Origin of the sequence: Brevibacterium album DSM 18261 (assembly GCF_000426445.1) — a bacterium.
GTDB lineage: Bacteria > Actinomycetota > Actinomycetes > Actinomycetales > Brevibacteriaceae > Brevibacterium > Brevibacterium album.
In genome coordinates, this window is the sequence record NZ_KE384526.1 from 980,637 (window position 1) to 997,740 (window position 17,104).

Genomic DNA, 17,104 nt, shown 5'->3' on the forward strand with positions numbered 1-17,104 from the left:
GCAGGCCGTCCACGGCAAAGCGGAGAGCGCCGAGAGACCGCGCCCCGCCGCTCACAGACCCTCACACGCCAGGCGCCCAGCGGGCCACCGGTGCGGTATCAACGAAACCTCAATCTCCGGCCTTTACTATGGGAGCCTCTGGTCCGTCGGGGCCGGAGATCGGACCAGTCGCGCCCCGGGCCCACCGCGAGTCCCGGGCCGCGCGCATGACCCCTGCACCATCGAGGAGACACGCCAGTGGCCGAAGACGAGAGCCGGCGGAGAGGCGAGGACCCGGGCGGCGAGAAGCCGTCCGGGCAGACCGGACCCATCCGGGCCTCCCGCCGTGCACGTCTGCGCGGTCTCGACGGAGTCCGTCGCGATGATCACCGCGCCCCGCAGAGCGCCGCCGACTCCGCCCAGCAGCCCCCGGCAGCCCGCCGCGAGGACCGCGGCCAGGCGGCGTCGGGCCCGGCAGCGCCCGCCCCCGGCAGCACCTCGTCCTCCGGCTCCCCCGGCGCACATCCCCCGGAGGCAGACCCCCTCCCCTCGCGCCGCTCCCGCCGCGCCGCCCGCACCCAGGAGGCCTCCGCCCCCGGGGCTTCCGGCCCGCAGACCTCCGCCTCCCGAGCTCCCGGCCCGCAGGACGACAGCCGCCGGGCAGCTTCGGCCCCCGCCCCTGAGCCGAGCACCCCGGCCGCCGGCTGGGCTCCCCTCTCCTCGGTCGATGCCGCCGAGCTGGGGACCGGCTCGCCCCGGCACGCCTCTCGCGCGGTCGGGACGGGCGCAGGAGGTGCCGCGGCAGGTGCTGCGACCTCCTCGGGCTCCGGCTCCCGCGCTGCCGCGAAGGCCTCCGCGAGCCCCCGCCGGGAGGCTGCCTCGGCTTGCCGCACCGACTCTGCGGCGGAGCACCCCTCGGCGGAGCACCCCTCCCCGCCCCAGCCCTCACGCCGCAGCCGCCGCGACACCCACGCCGCAGCCGCCGCTCCCGCAGACGCCCAGCCGCGCCATTCGCGCCGCACGGGCGAGGGCTTCAGCTCCCTCGTGCGCTGGACCACCCTCGGCACGCTTCTGCCGGGCCTCGGCCTCATCCACGGCAGGCACCGGCGCGGCTGGATCGTGCTCATCGGCTTCCTCGCCGTCATCGCCGTCGTGATCGGCTGGATCGTCTGGCGCACTCCGGTGCGGGCGCTCGCGCGCGTGGCCGGCGATCCTATCCTCCTCTACTCGATCGCGGGCGCCCTCGCCGTCGCCGTGGTCATCTGGATCATCACGATCCTGCGCTCCTACCGGGTCCTGCGCCGGGGAACCCGGATGACCTCCCCGCAGCGCGGCCTCGGCTGGGCGCTCGTCGCCGCGCTCATCGTGTGCGTCGCCGTGCCCCTCGGCGTGGGCTCGGCCTACTCCAAGGTGCACGCGGACGCCATCGTCCAGGTATTCGGCCGCTCCGGCGGCGCCATCGCGGCCAAGGACGACCTGTGGGCCGACAAGGAGAGGATCAACGTCTTCCTCATCGGACGCGACAACGGCGACGGCCGCGAGGGCACCCGCCCCGACACCATGCTCGTGGCCTCCATCGACACCCGGGCCGGCGACACCACCCTCATCAGCGTGCCCCGCAACCTCAACCGCGCCCAGTTCCCCGAGGGCAGCGCACTGGCCGAGCGGTTCCCCCTGGGCTTCGACGGCTTCGGCCCCGACGAGAGCCTCATCAACGCCGTCTGGACCTGGGCCGAGCAGAACCCGGAGTCCGTGGGCGAGGTCTCCGAAGGCCTCGATGTCGGCATGGAGGCCACCATGCAGGCGGTCGAGGGCTCCCTGGGCCTCGACGTCGACTACTACACGAGCGTGGACATGGCCGGGTTCGAGGACGTCATCGATGCGATCGGGGGCGTGCGCATCGACGTGGAGCGCCCCATCCCCATGGGCGGGGGCACCAATATGAACACCGGCCTGAAGAACCCGATCAACGACTGGATCGACCCCGGCGAACAGGTGCTGCGCGGCAAGAAGGCCCTCTGGTACGTCCGCTCCCGCGACGGCGCGGACAACTACGACCGCATGTGCCGTCAGCAGCGCATGATCAAGACGACGCTCGACCAGATCAACCCGCAGGAGCTCGCCGCGGCCTACCCCAAGCTCGCGGGCTCGGCCGAGCGCAACATCCAGACGGACATCGCGCAGAACGAGGTGCCCGCCTTCGTCGAGCTCGCGATCGCCATGCAGCGCAGCGAGATCAAGTCCGCCCAGATCAACAACGATGTCGTGGCGACCGTCAGCCCGGACTACGAGGCGCTCCACAGCTGGGTGCAGGAGCAGATCAACCCGGCAGAGCCCAGCCAGGCCGAGGAGGCCTCGGGCGGCGAGACCGCGGAGGAGGCCCCTGAGGAGGAGCCGACCCCCGAGGCGACCGAGGAGCCCGAGCAGGGCGTGGAGAACGCCGAGGGCAAGTGCTACCCGCGCGGCTACGAGCCCAGCTCGGGCTGGCCCGGCTGGCCCGGCCCCGGCGGAGAGCAGGAGTGAGCCCAGCGCTGCGGATCGGCATCGTCGGGGCCGGTCCCCGCGGCCTCATCGCCCTCGAGCGCCTGCTCGCCCACGCCCGCACGACGTCTGCCGGTGAGGCGGCACCCTCCCGCCCCGCCGCGGCTCCCGACGAGGCGGCGCCCTCCCGGGACGCACGGGAGCAGCCTGCCGCCGAGGTCTCCCTCGACATCCGCGTGTTCGATCCCCACTCCCCCGGCCCGGGCCGGGTGTGGCGCACGGACCAGCCCGGCGAGCTGCTCATGAACACCGTCCTGGACGAACAGACGGTCTTCCCGGACTCCTCCTGCCGCGTCCCCGGCACCGGCTCCGGCCCCTCCATGCCGGAATGGGCGGGATCGGCCCCCGCATCCTCCGGCCTGTTCCCGCGGCGCCGCGAGTATGGCGAGTACCTCGCCTGGTCATGGGACCGCCTGGTGACGAGCGCGCCTGCGCACGTCCGGATCGTCCACGAAGCCTGCGAGGTCCGGCAGATCCTCGACCTCCCGGAGAATGCGGACGCCCGCGCTCCCCGACGCACGGCATCCGCAATCACGGAGCCCTCTGCCGCGGCTTCCCCCGCGCCGCAGGCCTTGCGGCTCTCCGACGGCCGCACGGCGGAGGTCGACGCCGTCATCCTCTGCGTCGGTCACATCCCGGCGGCGCTGAGCGACGAACGCGCGGCCTGGAAGCGCTTCGCAGACGCAGCCGGACTCGTCTACCTGCCTCCGGGTCTGCCCGCGGAGACGCCGGTGGACCTCCTCCCGGCCGGCGAACCCGTGCTCATCCGCGGATTCGGCCTCAACTTCTTCGACCTGCAGGCCCTGCTCACCTGCGGACGCGGCGGTGTCTTCGAACCCGAGCTCCCGGCCGGAGCCGCCCCCGCCGCACACAGCGCCCTCCCCCGCCTCCGCTACCTGCCGAGCGGCCGGGAGCCGGTGCTCATCCCGGGTTCGCGCCGCGGCGTCCCGTACCGGTGCAAGCCCCTCACGGCCGCGCACCCCCTGCCCGTGCCGCCCGGCACCGCCCTCGCCCACTTCACGGCTGAGAACATCGCACAGCTGCCGGCACGGCCGGACGGCCTGCGGTTCGACGAACAGCTCTGGCCGCTCATCCTCGCCGATCTCCGCCGGGCCTGGTACACGGCTCTCGCCCGCTCGCGCCCCGAGGTCTTCCGCGAGGATCCCGCGCTGCTGCACACCGCCCTCGCCGAGGCCACGGACCGCCACCTGCGGGACGAACCCCGGCACGAGGCGGAGCAGTGGCACACCGCCGAGGCACGCGCCCTCGACCCCGCCGCGACCGCTGCGGAGCCGGGCCTCCTGCTGGACCTGCACCGCCTCCTGCGGCCCCTGGACGCCCACGGCTGCCGCAGCCGCGCGGAGCTGCGCACCGCCATGCTGGACTTCCTCCGCGCGGACCTCGCGGCCTCGCTCACGGGACCGGAGCTCTCGCCGGAGAAGGCGCTGTTCCCCGTGCTGTGGCAGGCGCGGCTGCTGCTCAAGGAGCTCGTCGCCGAGGAGCGGGTGGAGCCGGCGAGCTTCGTCACCGAGGTGCGCGGCTGGTTCGAGGACTTCGTCTCCGGCATCTGCGACGGTCCTCCTCCGCAGCGCTTCGCCGAGCTCATCGCCCTGGCGGAGGCCGGGATCGTGGACTTCGCGGGCCCTCAGGTGAGGATCGGCACCTCGCGCGCGGGAGAGCCGGCGGGCTTCACGGCGACGTCATCCGCCGTGGACGGCGAGCTGCGGGCGCGAGCGCTCGTGGACGCGAGCTCACCGGCGAACCGGGTCACGCAGGCCGCTGACCGGCTCATCCGCGGAATGCTCGACCGCGGTCAGCTCACCGCGGCCGAGCATCGGCTCGACGAGACCACTGTGGCTCCCTCCACGGGTCTCGCGGTCACCGGGTCGCCCTATCGGACGGTCGACGCGCGCGGGCGCGTCCACCCCGCGCGCTTCGTGCTCTCGCTCCAGCTGTCCTCGGTCCAGCTGGGCCTCGCGATCGCGGCGAACCCGCAGTCCGATGCCCGCATCTTCCGCGATGCCGATGCCGTGGCCCGGGCAGTGCTCGCCCTGTGCTGAGGGGCACGCTCTCAGCCGGCCCTCACGCGCCTGAGCGGGACAGCCGGGCGAGGCCCTTCGAACCCGCCACGCGGCTGCGCGCAACGGCGGTGATCGACCCGATCAGCCCCAGCACGAACCAGCCCAGCAGCCCGCCGAACGCCGCTCCGAGCCCCGGTGAGCCTGCGGCCAGCGCCGTCATGCCGTTCATCGCGGGGGTGAGCGGGAGGAACGGCGCGAAGGCGTCGAACCAGGCGGGCGTGGCGCTGAACAGGCGGCCTGCGACCGCGAGCACGACGGCCGCCACGGACACGAGCCTCCCGAAGCCGCCCAGCCACGCCGTGAGCGCGAAGTTCACGACCGTGAACACGAGCGCGGCGACGAGGAGCAGGCACAGCAGCGGCCCCACGTCGAACAGCGGCATGTCCAGCACCGTGACGGCCAGGACCATGAGCACGACGGCCTGCACCGCGCCCACGACCAGACCCGGCACCAGCCCCTTCAGCAGCACCGCCCACGAGGAGGCGCGCGAGGTCAGCGCACTCGCCGGCACCGCGCGCAGCACGGTGTACACGACCAGAGCGCCGATCCACATCGCCATGACCACGAGCATCGCGATGGTCGAGTTCTGCGCGAGGCCGCTGAAGCCGCCCGCGTCATCCGTCACGGACTCGGACACGACCTCGGCGAGATTGTCCCGCTCCGACTGGCTGTAGCTGGGCACCTGCTCCGCCCCCTCGGCGATGCCGTCCGCGAACTGCTCCGTGCCCTCGGCGAGCTGGCCGGTCCCCTCGGTGAGCATGCCGATGCCCTGCGCCAGCTGGGACACGCCGCCGGTGTACTGGTCCAAGCCGTCGCCGAACTCGCCCATGCCCGCGCCGAGCTCGTCCGCACCGTCGGACAGCTGCACCGCGCCGTCGGACAGGGGACCCATCCCCTCGGAGAGCTGGCCCGCGCCGTCGGCGAGCTCACCCGCACCGTCCGAGAGCTGGCCGGCGCCGTCGGAGAGCTCCGCGGCGCCGCTGCCCGCGTCCCTGATGCCCTCGGCCAGCGGCCCCATGCCGTCGGCGAGCAGCTGCGTGCCGTCGACCAGCCCGCCCGCGCCGTCGGCGAGGTCCGAGGCACCGCCGCGCAGCTCCTCCGAGGCCGAGAGCAGGGCCGGGGCCTGCTCCTCGAGCTCGGCCATGCCGTCGGCGGCCTGGCGTGCGCCCTCGGCCACGCCCTCGGCGCCGTCGGCCACACCGGAGGCCCCGTCCCGCAGGGACTGACCGGTGGCCGGATCCGCCTGATCGAGCGCGCCCGCCCCCGTGCCGAGGCCCGTCGCCGCGCCGGAGGCCGCCGCGGCCACAGCGAGCTCCGTGCACGCCGAGGCGTCCTCGCTGTCCGCGCACAGCTGCTCGGCCTGCCCCTGGAGCGCCGCAGCCTGCTCACCCGTGAGGAACCCCTGCTCCGCGAGCCCGGCCAGGCTCGTCGTTGCGGGGTTCTGCGCGATCTGCCCCGCACCCTCGGCGCCGCTCTCCAGCTCGCCGTGGACGGCGTCGAGGCCGTCGGACACGCCTCCGGCACCGGAAGCCACCTGCTCGGCGCCGTCGGCGAGCTCGCCGAGGCCGCCTCCGCTGCCGGCGCCTGCAAGCCCTTCGACGATCCCGTCGATCCCCTCCGTGTACTCGTCCACGCCCTCGGAGAGCTGGCCCGCACCCGCTGACAGGTCGGACGCGCCGTCCGCGAGCTGCTGGGTCTGATCGGGCAGATCGGCGGCACCCGGGCTGCCGTCCGCACCGCTGTACATCTGGTCGATCCCCGCGGAGAGCTGCCCGGCCCCGTCCGAGAGCTCATCGGCGCCGCCGGCGAGCTCATCGGCACCTCCGGCGAGTTCGTCCACGCCGCCCGAGACCCGGCCGATGCCGTCGGCGAGGCCGTCCGCACCCTCGGAGAGCGCGCCGACGCCGTCGCGCATCTGCCCGAACCCGTCCGTGAGCTCGCCGCTGTTCGCATCGAGCTCCTCGCTGCCGGCAGCCAGCTCGCCCACACCCGTGTCGAGCTCACCGGCACCGGTGGCGAGCTCGTCCGCGGCATCTCCCATCTCCTCCATCTGCTCGCCCATGTCCGTGAAGCCCATGAGCACCTGGTCGAGGTAGTTCTGGGACCACATCGCGTTGAACTGCGAGGTGGCGGCCGAGGTGACGGCGGTCGCGATCGCGGAGTCGATGAGCGGGGAGGAGGCGGAGTTCCGCACGTCCAGGGTCGCCTGCCGCGCCCGCATGGGGTCCTCGTCGCCGGAGGAGGTCACGGCCTCGGAGAAGCCCTCCGGGATCGTGACGACGGCGGCGTACCTGCCCTCGGCGAGTCCGTCCTCGGCGTCCTCGGCATCGGAGAGCACCCAGCTGATGTTGTCGTCGGAGTCGCTGTCCACGAGGCCGGCCGCCAGCTGGCGTCCCAGCGGCACCGTCTGCCCGTCGATCTCCGCGCCCTCGTCCGTGTTGACGATCGCGGCGTCAACCCGGTCCAGCCGCTCGCCCATCTTCCAGGTCGCGAGGACGAAGCCCGCCGCGATGAGCACGGGCACGAGGATGAGCCCCAGCACAGTGACCCAGGAGGCCCGCCGGTCCGTGTCTGCGCGTTCGAACGTCGCCATCAGCGAGCACCTCCGTGGTGGGCGGTCATGTCTGTGCGGGTGTCGCCCGGTGCCGCAGCCGCGGCGGGCGCACGCTCCGGACGGGATTCCAGGTCGATCTGTGCGTACTCGGCGCCTGCGGGGATCATCCAGTCCGCCTCCGGGTCCACGAGGCCGAGCACCACCGCGCCGCCGCGCTCCAGGGCGGCGCGGACGAGCTCCGCCGCGGCCTCGGCACTCGCCCTGTCCTGCGGCCGGTCCGCATGGTCGAGCACGAGGAGATCGGGCGGAGCCGCCGCTGCCTCGCGCAGGGTCCGGAGGTCCGCGATGAACTCCGGCTCCGGGGAGTCGAGGGTGAGGAAGGGGACGGCGCCGCGGATCTTGCGGCCCTCCTCGGGCACCACCATGCCGGCGATCTTGAGGCGGCCGCGGTCGGGCGCGATCCTGCCGGAGAGCGTGAGCAGCAGCGCCGAGGAGCCGCGGCCGGTGACAGTGAGCACCTCGCCGGGGCGCACGGCCACGTCGACGTCCCGGTACACGTGCGAGCCGTCCGCGTGCTCGATCGCCAGTCCCTCGCCGTACGCGGCGAAGTCCGCGTGCGGGTGCGGCCAGTCGCGCAGCTCGACCTGGTGGACGAGGCCCTCGCCCTCGACGTCCACGCGGGGCAGGATGCGGTCGAGCCAGCGCGGCAGCTTCCACGAGGCGTCGCCCAGGAGCGCGAGCACCGCGGGCACGAGCGTCATGCGGACGATGAAGGCGTCCGTGAACACGCCTACCGCAAGGCCCAGGGCGATCGACTTGATGATGGGCTCGCCGGTCGGGACGAAGGCGAAGAACACCGCGAACATGATGACCGCCGCGGCCGCGACGACGGCGGCCGAGGAGACGAAGCCCCTGATGATCGCGGTCCGCGCGTCCGCGCCGTGGACGTACTCCTCGCGCATGGCGGTGACGAGGAAGACCTCGTAGTCCATCGCGAGGCCGAACAGGATGCCCATGAGGATGATCGGCAGGAAGCTGATGACCGGCCCCGTGTCCGGCAGGCCCAGCGGACCGGCGAGGAAGCCCTCGTGGAAGACGAGCACCACGGCACCGAAGGCAGTGACGACGGAGAGCAGGAAGCCCACGGTCGCCTTGATCGGGACCACGATGGAGCGGAACACCACCATGAGCAGGAGGAGGGAGAAGCCCACCACGAAGATGCCGAAGGGCAGCAGCGCCCCGCCCAGCTGCGTGCTCACGTCGATGCCGAGCGCGGTTGAGCCCGTGACGGCGGTGGCGAAGCCGTACTCCTCCATGAAGTGCGGCTCCAGCGCGCGGATGCGCTCGACGGTCTCCTCGGTGGCGGCGTCGTCGGGGGCGGTGGTGGGGATCACTTGGACGATGCCGGTGTCCGCATTGCGGTTGGGGGTGGCGAGCACGACAGCCTCGACGCCCTCGACCTCCTCGATCTCGTCCGCGAGCGCGTCGATGTCGGCCAGCGGATCGTCGGAGGAGATGATGTCGGCCTTGACGACGAGCGGCCCGTTGTAGCCGGGGCCGAACTCCTCGGCGATGAGGTCGTAGGCGATCTTCTGCGGGCTGCCCTCCTCCGCGCTGCCCCCGTCCGGCAGGGCGAGCGCGAGCTTGGAGGCGGGGATCGCGAAGAGGCCGAGGCCCACGACGACCACGAGGATCGTGAGCACCGGCACCCTGATCGCCGCACGGACCCAGCCCGCGTAGAACCGCTGCATGCCGCGGTACTCGGGCAGGGCGGATGCCGCCGAGGCGCGGGCGGGCTGGGCGGTGGCCGCTCCGGTCTCCGCCGTGGGCCCGGGCGCGGCAGATGAGGTGCGCGGGGAACCGGCCTGCGCCTCGGCGGAGGATTTCTGCGCCCTGTCGGACCGCGCCTTCCTGGGCTTGGGGCGCATGCGCTCGCCCGCGAAGCCGAGCAGCGCGGGCAGCATCGTGAGCGAGACGGCGACGGCGATGCCCACCGTGCCCGCGGCGGCGATGCCCATGACGGAGAGGAAGGGGATGCCCGCGACGGAGAGGCCGGTGAGCGCGACCATGACCGTCACGCCCGCGAAGACGACGGCGGATCCGGAGGTGGCGTTGGCGCGCGCGGCGGCCTCCTCGGCATCGCAGCCCTCGGCCATGAAGCGCCGGTGGCGGGAGACGATGAAGAGGGCGTAGTCGATGCCGACGGCCAGGCCCAGCATGAGCGCGAGCATGGGGGTCGTGGCGTTGACGGTGAAGAACGCGGTGGAGAGGACCACGAGGAGCAGGCCGATGCCCACGGAGAGGATCGCGGTGATGAGCGGCATGCCGGCCGCGCGCAGGGAGCCGAGCGTGAGGATGAGGACGACGAAGGCGATGACGACGCCGATCGCCTCGACGATCGAGATGTGGACGCCGGTGACCTGGTAGAGCTCGCCGCCGGGCGCGGTCTGGGAGCCCGCGGGCAGATCGGCCTCGAGCGCATCCGCGACCGCGGCGAGCTGATCCTTCACCTCATCGGCCGGCAGCTCCTCGAGGCCGGCGTCGTACTGGACGCTGATCTGCGCGGCCGTGGAGGCGTCGTTGACCGCGCCCTCGATCATGTCGTCGAAGGGAGAGGCCGCCTGCTCCACGTGCGGGAGCTCGGAGATCTCGTCGACCGCCTCCTCGATGCGCTCGGCGTAGGGCGCCTGTGCGATGTCCCCGCCGTCCGCGGCGACGACGACCACCTGCGCGCTCGCGCCCGACATCTCCGGGAAGGTGAGCTGCATGGCGTCGAGGGCCTCCTGGGCCTCGGCGCCGGGGAGCGTGAAATCGTCCTGGAAGTCCTCCGCGAAGGCGGCGACGAGGCCTGCCACGACCGCGAAGATCGCCAGCCAGACGGCGACGACGGTCTTGCGCTTCCGGAAGGCCTGCCGGCCCAGATCGTAGAGGAAGGAGGACACGCTGCAGCCTTTCGCGCGGGAGATGGGCGGTGGTCCGGGGCGAGGCTCCTGCGGGCGCACAGGGCTTGGCGGCGGGCCTCACCGTTTCGGATCACGCTCGATACACTTCTGTATCGAATACACTCCTGTATTCTTGCGGCCCCGGGGCTCGCATGCAAACCGCCTCCTCAGGCAGGTGCACGCGGACGGGGCCCTCCCGGTGAGGCCGCACCCGGCGGGACCGCATGTGAGCGAGAATCGACGGCAGCGACCGAACGTGCGCACCTCGCGCAGAGACCGGAGGAACGAGGAACCGTGACCATCAGCGACCGCCGCAGGCGCACAAGGACAGCCCTGCGCGAGGCGGCGACCACCGTGTTCGCCCGTCAGGGGGTGGCAGGCGCCTCCATCGAGGAGATCTGCGAGGAGGGCGGCTTCACCCGCGGCGCGTTCTACTCCAACTACTCGTCGAAGGACGAGCTGGTGCTCGACATCATCGACCAGGTCCTCGCCGCGGTGACCGCGGGCGCGAGCCGGCTGCTCGACAGCATGGAGGCCGAGCGCGGCGGCACTTCGGGCACGACGGAAGCGGACAGCGCGGGAGCCTCGGGCACGGTGTGTGCCAGCCGCGGTCACGCCGTCACCCAGGAGGAGAAGCGCGCGATCCTCTCCGATCTGCTGAGCCATTTCCGCCTGCCGTTCAGCGGATCGCGGACGGCGATCATCGCCTCGCGCGAGATCCGGGTGCACGCATTGCGCAATCCGGACCTCCAGACCCGCATGGATGAGGTGCAGCGGGTGCACGAGGCCCAGCTGAGAACCGTGATCGAGGCGCTGCTCTCCTCGCACGGCGCCCGTCTCCTCATCAGCGCGGAGGACCTCATCATGATCTGCAGCGGCTGCCACGACGTGGCCGCGGACGAGGCCGTGGCCGCCCACCCGGAGGACGAGGAGGTCGAGGTCGACACCAGCCGCCTGCTCATGGTGCTCATGGCCTTCGTCCGCTTCCCCTGTGAGGACTGACCGCCCCGACATGAGGCCGCACCGGGTGCTGACCCGCCTCCCCGCATCTTCTGCTCACTTCCCACAGCCTCCCTGGCGCCGACGGCTATGGGAAGTGAACAGAAGATAGGGGGCGCGGCACTGGGACCGCGCAGAGAACGTGGGTCTGCCCCTGGCGGCAGCGTCACTGTGGCGCTGAGACCACACTGACGGCGTCGAGGTAGCGGATCACGGTGTCCAGTTCAGCGGACGTGAACTCGCGGCTGACGGCGTCGAAGTCCTCGTCCGCCCGGCCATAGAGCAGCTGCAGCGGGGCGAGAGCCTCGACCACGAGCTCGAGCCGGGTGCTCCTCCGGTCTGCGGGATCCGGCGCGCGCCGCACATAGCCGCCGGCCTCGAGGCGGTCGATCAGCTTGGTGACCGTGCTCGTCGGCATCCCCGTGATCTCACTGATCCGCCGCGGCGTCCGCACGTCCTCGCGCAGGACGAGCAGGTGCAGCGCCTGCAGGTCCGTCACCCGCAGGCCATGCTGCCGGGCGACGCGCTCATTGCCCAGCACCGCATTCACGAGCTGGCCCTGCAGAGCCCTCCGCACCCGCGCGATCTGCTCACCACCCGCGACACCCGGGACCTCCGCGTCCACCTGGCGCGGACCGCCTTCCGTCGCCTTCCCCTCCGTCATCACTGCACTCCTTGCTACACTTACTCCACACTCGGGAACATCCCCGATGTGGATTCCACCTTAGGGGGACTGATGTCCAGTGTACGAGCATCCGCATCGACCGCCGCCTGCAGTGACAGCAGCAGGGGGAGAACAGCATGAGGATCCTCGTGCCGGGAGCCACCGGCATGGTCGGACAGCACGTCATCGCGCAGGCTCTGGCCCGCGGGCACACGGTGACGGCCGTGGCCCGCGATCCCTCGAAGCTCGCCCTGACCCACCCTCGGCTGCGGGTCGTCCGGGCGGACATCCTCGACGCCGAGGCGGTGATGCCGCTGCTCGAGGGCATCGAAGCGGTGGTGAGCACCGTCGGGATCGGAGCTTCGCGCACACCCACCACCCTCTATTCGCAGGGCACGCGCAATCTGATCGCCGGGATGGAGGCGCACGGGCTCGACCGCATCGTGGTCATCTCCTCCGAGGTCGCCGACCACTGGGCGCACCAGGGACCGCTCAAGCTCTGGATCGTGCTGCCTCTCCTGCAGCGGCTCCTCGGCGCCACGTACGACGACATGCGGCGCATGGACATCGCGCTGTGGGAGTCGTCTGCGCAGTGGACCGCGGTGCGCGCGCCCCGCATCCGGCCACAGAGGAGGCACGGACCGTCAGGGCGCGAGCGACAGTACCGCCTCGGCCTCGACGGACCTCTGCGCGGAGGCTGGTCGATCGCGGCACCGGACATGGCCACCGCACTCCTGGACATCGCCGAGCGCAGGGATCTCGGCCGACAGCACGTGTACGTGGCGGAATAGGACGCCGCGTGCCGACTGCCGCCCCGCAGACGTACAACCGCAGTATCCCGCGAGACGGACGCCTCCGCCGCGCACGCCGCGCACCGCGCGCGATGCAGTGCGCAGCCGGGCGGCGCACACAAGACCTGTACGCACAATCGCAGAGGCACACGGATCGGAGCACGAGAATGAGCACACGGACCGCCGACTTCGAACAGCCCCTGAGCGGCTGGTTCACACACCTCGCATGGAACATCGACCTGCGCCTGCGGGGGCCGTTCGTCCTACACAGCGACGAGCGGGCACCGCTTCGCGCACGTCTTGCCGCCCTCGTCGCGCAGCTGGTCCGCGAGGAGGGAGTCCACACCGCGCACGCCCTTGAGATGACGGTGATCCCACCGCTGCCCGGCGGCCCGCGCTGCGACCTCGCCCTGCTCATGCACTCGACTCAGCCCCTCACGGACGCCCTGACCGAACGCACCACCGAGCTCGGACTCACGGATCCGGAACTGGCGCTCACCGCCCGGAACACGGGCAGGATCGGCGACACCGAGGCCCGCGACGGCGAGATCCTGCTCAATCACTTCGCCGGCACACACCCGAAGGGCACGGGCGAGGCGACGGCCGAGGCGACCGATGCATGGAAGGCGGTCTCCACGTGGTACCTGGAGAAGCTCGGCGTGGACAACTCCACTCTGCTCGGCTATGAGCCCGAGGCGCCGTTCCTCATCATGAACTACGCGCGTCTGCCGGGCGGGGTGATGCCGTTCCTCGCCGGGCAGCTGCTGCGGCCGTCCTTCTACGGAACCGTGAGGCGGACGCTGCATGACGCCGGCCTCACGCCGTTCCCGGTCTTCGCCCGGAGGGTGCCGAGAGTGTAAGGCGGGCACGGCGTTGCGAGCACGTGCAAGGCATGAAGCGAGTGGGTCCGATGCGCCGGCCTGCCTCGGCTGCTCAACCTGCTCCGGCTGGGTCCACGGCCGGCCTCGGCCGCCCCGCCTGTCCCGCTGGCCTCAGCTGTCCCGGCTTCGCCCTCCCCGGCCGGCGCTCAGCCGGCCCACACCCCCGAGGTCCCGCGGCGGTGGGAGCCCAGCAGATGCGTGTCGACGATGCCCACGGCCTCCATCAGCGCGTACATCGTCGTGGGCCCCACGAAGGCGAAGCCCTCACGCTTCAGCGCCTTCGACAGCGCGCGGGACTCCGAGGACTGGGTGGGCACCTCGGCGAAGGTGCGGGGCTCCGGTGTGGCCTCCGGGCGGAAGGACCACACGAAGTCCGCCAGCCCGCCCCTGTCCCGCAGCGCCAGCGTGGCCCGCGCGTTCGCCAGGGTCGCCCTGATCTTGGCCCGGTTGCGCACGATCGCGGCATCCGCCATGAGCCGCTCGAAGTCCGCTTCGCCGAACTCCGCGACGGCCTCCGGGTCGAATCCCGCGAACGCCTCGCGGAACGCCGGCCGCTTGCGCAGGATCGTCGCCCAGGACAGCCCCGACTGGAACGCCTCGAGGCTGATCCGCTCGAACATGCCGGTCTCATCGCGCACGGGCATGCCCCACTCCGTGTCGTAGTACTCCCGCAGGAGCGGGTCCACAGCCGCCCAGGGCGGTCGCAGCAGACCGTCCTCGCCGCGCACGAGGCCGTTCCCCTCGCCGCCTGCGCCGGCGCTGTCGTGCTCCGCGCCGACCGCGGTTCCCGGTCTGCCGTGATCGTCCGTGACCATCCCGCTCTCCTCTTCATCTGCACGGCTGTGCTTCCGCACGGCCTGAGGCCTCCACCGCCCGCCCGCGCCGGTGCCGCACCGCCGTCATTCCCCTGCACCCGAGCATGACCGCCGAATCTGCCCTTCCGGTCCTCGCCCGCGCAGTCGTTGTCGCCCTCTGGTTCGCGCCCGCGGACCGCGCCGCGATGGTGCATGATCGTGCGCTGGCATTCATCAGCATCATCCCAGAGGCGGTCCGCGCATGGCGATCCGCCTCACTCGGACGTGACAGACCCCGGCCCCTCACGTCTAGGCTGTCCCCCATGACGTTCGACCCCACCCGGGCCGCAGGCGATCCCGCAGCCCAGCCCCTCCCCGAGACGGCCCCCGCCGAGGCGTCCTCCGCCGCAGAGGCTCCCGCCGAGGCGTCCTCCGCCGCGAGCGAGGGCGGCGCCTCCGGCACCCACGCAGCAGAAGCCGGGACCGTCGACGCCCAGCAGCAGGCCTTCGAGCGCTTCCTCGCCACCATGCCCGAACGGCTCGAGGCCTTCATCGCCGGCGGGCTGCCCGCCTCGGTCGCGGTCGAGGACGAGGAGCGCGAGTTCGTCAAGGACCTCACTCCCGCCTCCCTGCCCTGGGTCGAGGCCTATGCCGTCTCCCGCCTGGCCTCCCCCGCCCTCGCCGCGGCACCGGCGAACCGGCGGCTGGCCGAAGATCTCATGCGCTATGTGGGCGAGACCCTCATCCGCACGCTCGGCGGCACCTGGACGCTGGAGGACGACCACCCGCAGGCCCCGGACCACGGCATGCCCTCGGTGCGGCTCGCCGCCCCGGCATCGGAAGCTGTCCCCGCCCCGGGCACCGTGACCGTCTCCGTCTTCTCGCTCCTCATGACCGCCCTGCAGGAGCGGACCGGGGAGGTCTTCATCTCCGCGCTCATCGCCGCCGCCGGCGACTCCCCCGCGGAGGCCCTCGACGGCGGGGACCCTGCGGGCAGCCCCTCGGATCCCGCTCCCGAGGCCGCCGCGGGCACCAGCGCCCCTTCCGCTCCGGCACCGACCGCTCCCACCGCCGAGGCCCAGGGCGTGCACCGGCGCGAGGACGAGGAGTGAGCATCGCCGAGCACCGCACCCGCCCGCCCTCGGATGAGACCTGCTCGCTCGAACGCGCAGGTGCCGAGGCCGAGCCGCTGGACATCGAGGCGAGCCGCCCTCCCGTGCGCCTGCTCTGGGCCGTCCTCGCCGTGCTGTGCCTGATCGCCCAGCTCAACGGCCTGTACGCACCCGAAGGCGGCGGTCCGGCCCCCTTCCCGCACGCGGACAAGGTCTTCCACGCGGCCGCGTTCGCCGCGGTGACTGCGACCGCGATGCTCGCCGGCGTCCGCACCCGCTGGGTGCTCGCGATCAACGCAGTCCACGCCGTCGTCAGCGAGATCGTCCAGGGGGTCTTCCTCGAATCCCGCTCAGGCGATCCCCTCGATGTTCTCGCAGACGGCATCGGCATCGCCCTGGGCTGGCTCACTGCCGCAGGGATCATGCGGCTGAGCACCGCGCTCCGCCGGCCCCGGGCCTGAGCTGCCGCCCTCCGTCCCATCGAGTGAGCAGTTCCTGTCGGGCTGAGCGCCTCAGACCGACAGGAAGTGCTCACCCGGCGGGTGAGATCAGACCTGAGCTGCGTCAGCTCGCCTGCTCCGCCCGTCCCCGCCACAGCTCGGGCACCGGGAAGCCGGCGTAGTGCATGTGCGCCGCGGTCTCCAGCAGGGCCGCGTAGAGCTGGAAGCCGTGCAGGGAGTCGAAGCCGCGGGCCCAGTGCATGCCCTGGCACAGCGAGTACACGGAGTGGTCCGCGGTGGCCTCGGCCCGGGCGCGCAGCTCGGCCAGCCGCTGATCATGGTGGGCGAGCAGCTGCTCGGCGCGGATGCCCAGCCCCTCGAAGCGGTAGCCGTGGGCCGGAGCCACGGCGGTGGACTCCGGCAGCCGCGACATGCGCTCGAGCGAGCCCAGGTAGTCGCCCAGGCTGTGCGAGAGGGACACGACGTCGAGGCCGATGTTCGGGGAGATGCTCGGGAGCACGTGGTCGCCGGAGAAGAAGGTGCCGTGCTCCTCGTCGTGGAGCGCGATGTGGCCGAAGGTGTGTCCCGGCGTCCACATGACGCGGATGCTGCGGCCGGGCACCGGCAGCAGCTCGCCCTCGGACACGGACAGGACGCGGCGCGGCCAGCGGAACCCCGCCATCGGCGAGTCCCCGCGCGTGGAGGTCGCGGCGGTGAAGATGCTCGCGAACTCGTTCCCGCGCTCCGGCGGGACGCCCAGCGCATCACCGAGGCCCGCGGCCATCGCGGCGGCCTCCTCGCGCCGGCTCCGCACCAGGTCCGTCACCGCCCTGATGTCGTTGCCGTGCAGCGCCACCCATGCCTCCGACGCGAGCTCGAGGAGCGCGGGCACGAGGCCCAGATGGTCGCGGTGGTAGTGCGTCACCGCGATGCCCACGATGTCCTCAGGACGCCAGCCGGCCCCGGCGAGGCCGTCGGTGAGCGCCCGCAGCCGCTCCGCACCGTCCCAGCCCGGGTCGATGACCGCGACGCCGTCATCGGCGGCGAGAGCGTAGGAATAGGTGTACCGGAGCGGGTTGTCCGGGATGGGGACCGGGATCGCCCATGTCCCCTCGGCGATCCGCTCCGGCGGCGGCATCACCCGGTCCTTCCACGCCTGGGCCTGCGTCGCGCTCAGCGCCCGGATGTCGAGGTGCCCCGCCTCTGCCTGTCCGCCCATCGGTGAGTCCTCCCTCTCGATCGCGGCGATGCCCTGTGTGCGGGCTCGTCCGCGGCCACGTCCGTGCAACTGTGTTCCGCTTCACCTTAACGGCCGTTCGCTCACGG

Annotated in this window: 12 protein-coding genes; 7 read left to right on the top strand and 5 right to left on the bottom strand. The window is 72.5% G+C overall.

Features of this window, described 5'->3' with window-relative positions:
• Positions 1-237 precede the first annotated feature (237 nt).
• Positions 238-2,502 (top strand): LCP family glycopolymer transferase, encoded by a 2,265-nt coding sequence (locus K318_RS0118005; protein WP_051298197.1) that lies wholly within the window; start codon positions 238-240, stop codon positions 2,500-2,502.
• Complete coding sequence (locus tag K318_RS23180) at positions 2,499-4,580, top strand: FAD/NAD(P)-binding protein (RefSeq protein WP_051298198.1); 2,082 nt, start codon at positions 2,499-2,501, stop codon at positions 4,578-4,580. The genes K318_RS0118005 and K318_RS23180 overlap by 4 nt, the downstream gene beginning before the upstream one ends.
• Before the next feature lie 22 nt (positions 4,581-4,602).
• Here the strand turns inward: K318_RS23180 and K318_RS0118015 are convergent, their stop codons facing one another.
• Positions 4,603-7,194, bottom strand: a complete 2,592-nt coding sequence (locus K318_RS0118015; RefSeq protein WP_035282269.1) for a YhgE/Pip domain-containing protein — start codon at positions 7,192-7,194, stop codon at positions 4,603-4,605.
• Positions 7,194-10,097, bottom strand: coding sequence for an MMPL family transporter (locus tag K318_RS23185; protein ID WP_035282271.1), 2,904 nt, complete (start codon positions 10,095-10,097; stop codon positions 7,194-7,196). The genes K318_RS0118015 and K318_RS23185 overlap by 1 nt, the downstream gene beginning before the upstream one ends.
• Before the next feature lie 294 nt (positions 10,098-10,391).
• Here K318_RS23185 and K318_RS25130 point away from each other — a divergent pair, with 294 nt between their 5' ends.
• Entirely contained in the window at positions 10,392-11,099 is a 708-nt protein-coding gene (locus tag K318_RS25130; protein WP_029090507.1) for a helix-turn-helix domain-containing protein, read from the top strand.
• A 163-nt stretch (positions 11,100-11,262) separates the two neighbouring features.
• Here K318_RS25130 and K318_RS0118030 read toward each other — a convergent pair whose 3' ends face one another.
• Positions 11,263-11,760: a MarR family winged helix-turn-helix transcriptional regulator gene (locus K318_RS0118030; RefSeq protein WP_084500391.1), complete on the bottom strand. Its 498-nt coding sequence runs from the start codon at positions 11,758-11,760 to the stop codon at positions 11,263-11,265.
• A gap of 137 nt (positions 11,761-11,897) precedes the next feature.
• On the opposite strand from K318_RS0118030, the gene K318_RS0118035 reads away from it, so the two are divergent.
• On the top strand, positions 11,898-12,551 hold the full coding sequence (locus K318_RS0118035) for an NAD(P)-dependent oxidoreductase (protein WP_029090509.1): 654 nt from the start codon (positions 11,898-11,900) through the stop codon (positions 12,549-12,551).
• Positions 12,552-12,718: 167 nt separating this feature from the next.
• Positions 12,719-13,411 carry a hypothetical protein gene (locus K318_RS23190; RefSeq protein WP_051298199.1) on the top strand — a complete coding sequence of 231 codons (693 nt, stop codon included), beginning with the start codon at positions 12,719-12,721 and terminating at the stop codon, positions 13,409-13,411.
• 167 nt (positions 13,412-13,578) lie between these two features.
• On the opposite strand, the gene K318_RS0118050 is transcribed toward K318_RS23190, so the two are convergent.
• The gene (locus K318_RS0118050; RefSeq protein ID WP_084500392.1) at positions 13,579-14,247 is read right to left on the bottom strand and encodes a DNA-3-methyladenine glycosylase I; all 669 of its coding nucleotides are present in this window, start codon (positions 14,245-14,247) and stop codon (positions 13,579-13,581) included.
• A gap of 302 nt (positions 14,248-14,549) precedes the next feature.
• Between K318_RS0118050 and K318_RS0118055 the strand changes: the two genes are divergently transcribed.
• Positions 14,550-15,338, top strand: coding sequence for a hypothetical protein (locus tag K318_RS0118055; protein ID WP_029090511.1), 789 nt, complete (start codon positions 14,550-14,552; stop codon positions 15,336-15,338).
• Positions 15,335-15,799 carry a VanZ family protein gene (locus K318_RS25325; protein ID WP_211233357.1) on the top strand — a complete coding sequence of 155 codons (465 nt, stop codon included), beginning with the start codon at positions 15,335-15,337 and terminating at the stop codon, positions 15,797-15,799. Before K318_RS0118055 ends, K318_RS25325 begins: the two co-directional genes overlap by 4 nt.
• A 103-nt stretch (positions 15,800-15,902) precedes the next feature.
• Here K318_RS25325 and K318_RS0118065 read toward each other — a convergent pair whose 3' ends face one another.
• Positions 15,903-16,997, bottom strand: a complete 1,095-nt coding sequence (locus K318_RS0118065; RefSeq protein WP_035282273.1) for an MBL fold metallo-hydrolase — start codon at positions 16,995-16,997, stop codon at positions 15,903-15,905.
• Positions 16,998-17,104 lie beyond the last annotated feature (107 nt).